This is a genomic window from Dolichospermum sp. UHCC 0260 (assembly GCF_009711985.1).
GTDB classification, from domain to species: domain Bacteria; phylum Cyanobacteriota; class Cyanobacteriia; order Cyanobacteriales; family Nostocaceae; genus Dolichospermum; species Dolichospermum lemmermannii.
Genome location: NZ_VIKZ01000020.1, coordinates 63,286 through 70,106, shown reverse-complemented (window position 1 = coordinate 70,106; position 6,821 = coordinate 63,286). Strand labels below are relative to the sequence as shown.

Here is a 6,821-nt window from a genome sequence, read left to right as displayed (position 1 = left end):
TGCCCCTTGGTATGATTATAGTGATCACGTTGTTGAGTCATATTTTGGAGTTGCGAATCAGGTCATTCGTAAATACAAAGGAACAGAAATTGGTTCTCGGACTAACTTCTTTATTACTACTACCGAAAATCAAGAATTACTTGAATTACCTTGGCTGTATCTTGCTCCTTATCTTATTTATAATTAACCCCTAAAATCTTATGCTTGCCAAAAATTACCAGACTAAACGTACAATTCTGAAAAAACAACAATCAATTGGCAATGATATTAGAATCATTGGCTCTCGAAAATCCGGTAAAACCACTTATTTAGCTTCATTATTGCGGCTTCCAAAGGAGTTGAAAAAACAATTTCCTGGTTTGAAAATTACACCTACTTCTGATGATGCTGAAGAACTGATTGGGGCAGCTAAAAATATTCTAGAAAAAGGGGCAGTTTTTGCGGGCAATGATATTGAATATGGTGATGAACCATATTTTTCTTTTGAAATTCAAATCCCCACTACTAAAAATTCACCAGGAATAACATTAGGATTAAACGTCAAAGATTACGCTGGAGAAACATTTGAATGTGGAGCTATTCCTCACAGAGCATCTGAATTTCAAGAATATGTAGAAGATTGGTTAACGGCCAAAAGTTGGATGATTATGCTCACAGATTGGGATACAAGTAATGACACAAAACTTTATGCACCTGCTGTGAATAGGCTATTAACAGAATTATCCGAACAGGCTAATGTGAATGAAACTTTAAGTAAATTGAGAGTTGCTGTAGTTATCAGTAAATGTGAACGAGGAGAACTTTGGCCTTGTCGTTTAGATGCGGAAGAAGATTTATTTAGAGTTCGTTTAAAGGAAACTTATAGAGTTTTGAAAGAAAAATTACCACCTTCCAGATTACGATTTTTCGCTTGTTCTTCCTTCGGTGTTATGGGGGATAGCTCTGGACAACATGATCCCCGTCCTAATCGTTATATATCTGATGATGGCAGTTCTGCGGAATTTAGGGCCTATTTACGAGACGTGGAAGCTTGGAAACCCTTCGGATTAATTTCCCCACTGTATTGGTTAAGCACAGGGAGGGTATTTCATGACGAACGCCTCTAATCTTCCCCTGGATATAGGTGGAAACCAGGATTTTCGGGTTATTGGTCCACGTCGTTCTGGAAAAACAGCGTTTATGGCTGCCCTAGCTCGTTGGCCAAATGCTAAAAAAGACAGTCCTATTGTGGCTGTTGACCCCTATAACGACGAAGCTGGGGAATTAATTAATATAGCTAAGGACATCTTAGAAGATGGTAGAGAGTTAGCAGGTACAGATTATGGCAGTGGAGAAGCTGAGGATTTACCGACATACTCCTTACTAATTACCTTAAAAGCTAAGTTTATTAATCATCCTCTACCAGCTTTAAGAAATCAACCGATTAGATTACGAGTATCCTGTCGAGAATACTCTGGAGAACTGATTAAAGAATTACGAAATCTTGCTAATCCTAGCGCACATTTAGTTAGTTATTTAGATGATTGTGCCACTGCTTCAGGTTTATTGATACTGATTGATAGCACTGCTACCAGGACATCTGATCAAGAATATGCTCAAGCTTTAGAAAACCTGCAAAGAGAATTAAATGAGCGCTTAACTATTAATAATGGAGGATTACAAAACTATCGAATTGCAGTAGTATTTACCAAATGTGAACAACCTCCCGCTTCCGGTTATTGGCAAGATATAGACACTTTTATGGGCTTGAAATTTCCCAGTCTTAAAACTACAGTAAAGAAATGGAGTAAACTATGGGGATGTTCTACAAATTACTTTTTTGCTTCTACCTTTGGCACAAAAGGAACACCACCCAGACCCAACTTTAAGAAAAAAAATCGAGATAGTGGGGGAACTTATGGAGTAATTGATAAACCAGGAGTATGGCGGCCTTTAGGTTTAGTTGCGCCTTTGTATTGGTTAGCAACGGGTAAGGAAGATAATCAATTAAGAGATATATAGGAGAAAATAATTATGTCAGTTGTTCAAATTTATCAATTTTGTAGAGCATTTGATAATGTCCGTTATTCAGAAGTATATGGATGTTATGTATCTGGTGGTTATGCTTTTGAGAAAATCGCTCGTGCGAGTCATGAAGTTCCCCCAGAAATTCGTGAAGCAGTAATTAATGATTATTTTAAATTGAATGATAATTATCCACCAGAAACGGGTGATTTTGCCCTCATTGCCAGAGAAATAGATGATAAATATTCAGTTTTAGCAGTTGCGAATAGACAGTTAGATGATGGTGGTCGTCCTACTATTGGCTATAAATATTTTTGGTTAGATAAGTCATCTCCAGATGTTGATGGTATTGGGACTTTAATTTATTGGTGGCTCAATCAAAATCAGCCTAAGTTTGATATGGCTGAATTGGATAAACAATTATCACAATCACCCCAAATCTTCCGTGTTCATGAACAATATAAAAAACTAATTTTTGAAGAAGATCAGTTACAAAACATTAAGAGAATAGTAGTAGAAGAAAATAAAATTCCTTATACAGTTGTAGTTACAAAAGAACTTTGGAGGAAGCGATATCCAGAATACACAAAATTACATTATCTGGCGTTATGTTTTAGTGATCGTGCCACTCGTCTTAATGCTTGGGCTTGGAATGTTCACAAAATAGCATATCCAGAAAGATTTTTAGCTATTTTTTACGCTACTCAAGAGGATATACCTAAAAATATTAGTAAACAGCCGTTACCATCACCACAAAAAGATAATTCTAATACTTCTGTTAGTACACCTACGAAAGAAAATACTACTCAAACAGTCCCAGTTCAAAAGATTAAAAAATGTTTGAAAGATATAGCAAGAATATTTGCTGATACAGATGAATTAGACTCTAAAAAAACTGAAGAATTATTTGAATATTTAGCAAAGTACCCAAATGAAAACTGGTCTGATTTTATAGATAAAACTACTTTACAAGCAATTCATGACAAATTTACTTTAATCTATAAAGCCGAAATATATCTGCTTTTACCAAAAGAAAAGAGTTCATTTTTGATAGAAATATTAAATTCAACTAATTTCGGTAATTCGTCAGGAAAATCTACTAGTAACAGTATTGCTATTGAATTTCACGCTCAATTATTAAATGCTAGTTATAAGTATCAAAATGAACAGATAATTAACAGATTAGTTTTTTCTATATATACGGGTATTTCATATCTACTAAATCATTTAATGGCTGATCACAATGGAAGTAATCAAATTGAATTTTTATTAACTCAATCGCAAAGTATATGGTCTAAAACTTTTTTAACTTATGCAGAACTGGTTGAAAAAAGAATTTTCTCTGAAGAAGAAATAATAGTTGAAGAATCTCTGGAGACTTTTCGTCAAAAAATTCTAACTATTTTACAAGAACCGAAAAATATTACTTTAGCAGAAAGAAAACAATATGAAAAATTAGTATCTACTTTTATTAAGATAAATCACTATCCTTTAGCTGGGACTTTCTGTTATATTAGCTATAGGTTTATTCCACAAGACATACTCCATTTAATAGATAATGAAATATATCGAAAAATTCAGAATATACAACTATCATCTCAAGATAAATCTAATAGCAATAATGAACATAAAAACAGTGAAGCCATAGATAACAAATCTGAAAATAACCGATCTCAAAAGAAACAGAAGTTACCAGGAAAAACGACAACACCGAAAAGACCTAAAAGACGCAGGGAAATAAATAACAGAATCTGGTTTATTTTGTTTGGGATTTTCTTAGTAATTGTCGTTGTATTTGTTACAGCAATAATCATACTAATAATTAGTAGAAATCCTCCTCCTAATAACAATAATCAAGATCAGTCACATATACAGAATATACGGAAGAACGAAAAAGAAAATAATTCTCCAGTCAATAATTTAGAAAATCCTTCTGCTAATTCTACCACTCCTTCTACAACTAACACTTCAAGTGGATGTTCAACGGATGTACTTAGTAATTTAGAAGTATTTAAAGCTTGTAATAAAACTGATAAAGACAAATTAGAGGTAGAATTACGCGACAACTATAAACTATTTTCGACCGCCATTGCTGAAAATTTAAGAAAATATTATCTAAGTAGCAAAGATGAAAACCAATTCCAAGATCGAAAATTTAAAATACAGAAGTGTCAAAATGATAACCCTATTAAAGATAATTCTAACGGTCGAGATAATTTAGATAACTGTATAAAAGATATAATACAGAAATCTCTAAAACCAAAAAGATCATCAGTTAATAACTCCAAACAAACTCCTTGAATATAAATATTTACTCTTATATACAACCCATGAATAACCTCCAAATTAGAGCCAGTTTTTACGCCTTATGCGGCATAGTTTCCGCCCTACTAGGCTGGAGTATCAGTCAAATATTATGGCAAGAAATAGGCACTTTCTTGATGCTATTTGTACCCAAAGAATTTAGCATTCCTCCCTACATAATCTTATTAATAATTGTCACTCCCTGTATTACAAGTGGCATGATCATAGCAGAAACTTTTATCAGTAACCCCACTCGCTATAAAACTAATTGGCGATTCCTGACTCGGACATTTTTTAAAAAAGTGTTTATTGTCGGTTCATCGATAGGTTTATTTCTCGGTATTTTCAACTGGATACTATTACAAAGTAACTGGCCAGGTGGGTTAGTCAGAATCATTTCTTGGATCATTATCGGTGCTTTTGCTGGTTTAGCTGAAAGTATTAGTTGGAGTTGGCGAAGTATTGAAGGAACAGGAGATAGAGTCAAACAACGTATTCTTCAAAGTACAGGTTTCGGTGCTGGTTCAGGACTATTAGCAGCTAGTTTTTGCGAAGCTGTAAATACAGCATTAGGTCAATATCAAGAACCCGTTGGTTTCTTCTTATTTGGTGGTTTATTAGGTTTATCTTTATGTTTTGCAGCCAAACCCAGTTATCAAGTAGCATTGAGAGCAGGAACAGGATTTGAAGCCACAAAAAAACGCACTAGAAAATCTTCAGCAACTACTCAATTACAAGTTGATAGTAATGCTCCTACACAACTACTCCGACCAACATTAAATAATCAATCGCTCAAGTATATTCCTGATAATGATTACAAACATATTGAAGAAGGAGTTTCAATTCAATTACCAGCAAAAACCAAGAAACTTATAATTATTGGTTCTGGTGATACAGCAGATATTTACATCCCCCATTTACCAGAAGAATGTGCATCTTTACAGGTAAATTCTGGGACTGTGATTATTCGTTGTTTAGCGGAAGAATCTGTAAAAATTCAACAAAGATTTTTACCAAAAAATAAAACTACCACTCTCAAACATAATCAAATTTTGACACTTTATCATGAAAACAATGAAGAAAAATTCTACAGATTCATTTTCTATAATCGCTTACTCGACCCCCAAGCTTAAATTAGGAATTGTTACTCTTTTATTAGGCTTTTTACCATTACCTGTTTTTGCTAATTCCAAAATTGAAGTATCTCCCCGTCCTACGGATGCTGATATTGTTACATTAAAAGTTAAAGTTGTTAATGATAACAATATTCCTATTGAGGGATTACAAAAATCTGAATTCAAATTACAAACTGCCAGAATTATCGCCAAAAGTCAAGATACTCCTATTAATCTCAAGTTCGCAGAAGTGACAAAATTTAGATTAATTCCACCGGGAGAACAATTAACATCAGATCCTGCTTATGTCGTCATTCTTTTAGATATGAGTGGAAGCATGAGAAAAAAAGATGCTAGTGGAGTCAAAAAAATAGATGGTGCTATTCTGGCTATTCAAGGATTTATTAAATTAGTCCGCGAGAAAAATTTACCTGTACATATTTCCTTAGTACCATTTGGAGAATCACAAATTGCTAAAGATAATTATGAGGTTAACCAAGAAATTATTGCTAAAAATTTCCTTCCAGCAAATTCACCAGATTTAGATAAAAGAGTCGCTGATTTAGGATCTTCTCCCACTAACGCAGGTACTAATTTATATAATCCTTTGAAAGAAGCAGTCAAATATTTAGGTGATAACTCCGAAGAGTTGACAAGACAAGCAAATAGTAGTAACGATTTGAGAAAAGATGAACCACAAATTCCGCCTAAATTAGCGGTAATGTTATTATCTGATGGTTATCACAACAGTAAACGTAAAACAGAAGATCAACAATTTGCTAATTTAGAAAAAGTCTTTAAAAAATATCCGACAGTCAGAGTTTACACTTTAGGTTATGGAGAGTCTTTAAGACAGTTAAGAAATCGTGCTAATAACTGCAATATTCCTAATAGTTGGTTAGAGAAAAAAGAAGCAGTTGATTTAATTCAATCGTGTAAACTTCCCTCTGGGGACATATTCAACTATATTGTTGATCAACCAAGATTAAAACAAATTGCTGAATTAACCGGAGGTATTAGTAAATTTCCGCAAGATGTAAATGAAGCCGTCAATAGTTTAGAAACCTTTTTTAAAGCATTACGAGAATATGAATTACAATATATTCAACCAAATGCAGCACCAGCAGAAGAATATCAAGTGCAAGTTAGTGTTAATTCCTCGAATCGAGAACTAAATATTAATGCTGAACCTGTTAAGATCAGAATGCCCAATATATCTTTTTATAAATTACCTTTGTTCCCAGATAGGTTATTTATATTAATATTAACTTTAGGTATTTCAGGAGGTGGTATCCTCTGGTTTAAACGTTGGAGTCAACAACTTAAAACTGAAGCTGACCGTTGGATTTAGTAGAATCAAGCAAAACAACAAGATCCCCGACTTCTTAGAGAAGTCGG

General features: G+C 33.7%; 5 protein-coding genes and 1 pseudogene. All 6 read left to right on the top strand.

The genetic code is table 11. The annotated features are described in order from the left end of the window. Positions 1-187 (top strand): annotated as a pseudogene (locus FJR08_RS10160) (hypothetical protein); the annotation flags it as partial. 13 nt (positions 188-200) lie between these two features. Next, a complete protein-coding gene (locus FJR08_RS10155; protein ID WP_168633085.1) occupies positions 201-1,106 on the top strand; it encodes a hypothetical protein in 906 nt (301 codons plus the stop codon). Next, entirely contained in the window at positions 1,090-2,001 is a 912-nt protein-coding gene (locus FJR08_RS10150; protein WP_168633084.1) for a hypothetical protein, read from the top strand. The genes FJR08_RS10155 and FJR08_RS10150 overlap by 17 nt, the downstream gene beginning before the upstream one ends. 12 nt (positions 2,002-2,013) lie before the next feature. Further along, a complete protein-coding gene (locus FJR08_RS10145) occupies positions 2,014-4,305 on the top strand; it encodes a hypothetical protein (protein WP_168633083.1) in 2,292 nt (763 codons plus the stop codon). A 29-nt stretch (positions 4,306-4,334) separates the two neighbouring features. Further along, a complete protein-coding gene (locus tag FJR08_RS10140; protein ID WP_168633082.1) occupies positions 4,335-5,441 on the top strand; it encodes a hypothetical protein in 1,107 nt (368 codons plus the stop codon). Beyond that, complete coding sequence (locus FJR08_RS10135) at positions 5,383-6,774, top strand: vWA domain-containing protein (protein WP_168633081.1); 1,392 nt, start codon at positions 5,383-5,385, stop codon at positions 6,772-6,774. Before FJR08_RS10140 ends, FJR08_RS10135 begins: the two co-directional genes overlap by 59 nt. The last annotated feature ends 47 nt before the right edge of the window (positions 6,775-6,821 follow it).

What these genes read in the sequence shown, in the direction of transcription:
- FJR08_RS10140 (WP_168633082.1), top strand. Translation starts at nt 4,335, where the DNA reads ATGAATAACCTCCAAATTAGAGCCAGTTTTTACGCCTTATGCGGCATA.
- FJR08_RS10155 (WP_168633085.1), top strand. Translation starts at nt 201, where the DNA reads ATGCTTGCCAAAAATTACCAGACTAAACGTACAATTCTGAAAAAACAA.
- FJR08_RS10150 (WP_168633084.1), top strand. Translation starts at nt 1,090, where the DNA reads ATGACGAACGCCTCTAATCTTCCCCTGGATATAGGTGGAAACCAGGAT.
- FJR08_RS10135 (WP_168633081.1), top strand. Translation starts at nt 5,383, where the DNA reads ATGAAGAAAAATTCTACAGATTCATTTTCTATAATCGCTTACTCGACC.
- FJR08_RS10145 (WP_168633083.1), top strand. Translation starts at nt 2,014, where the DNA reads ATGTCAGTTGTTCAAATTTATCAATTTTGTAGAGCATTTGATAATGTC.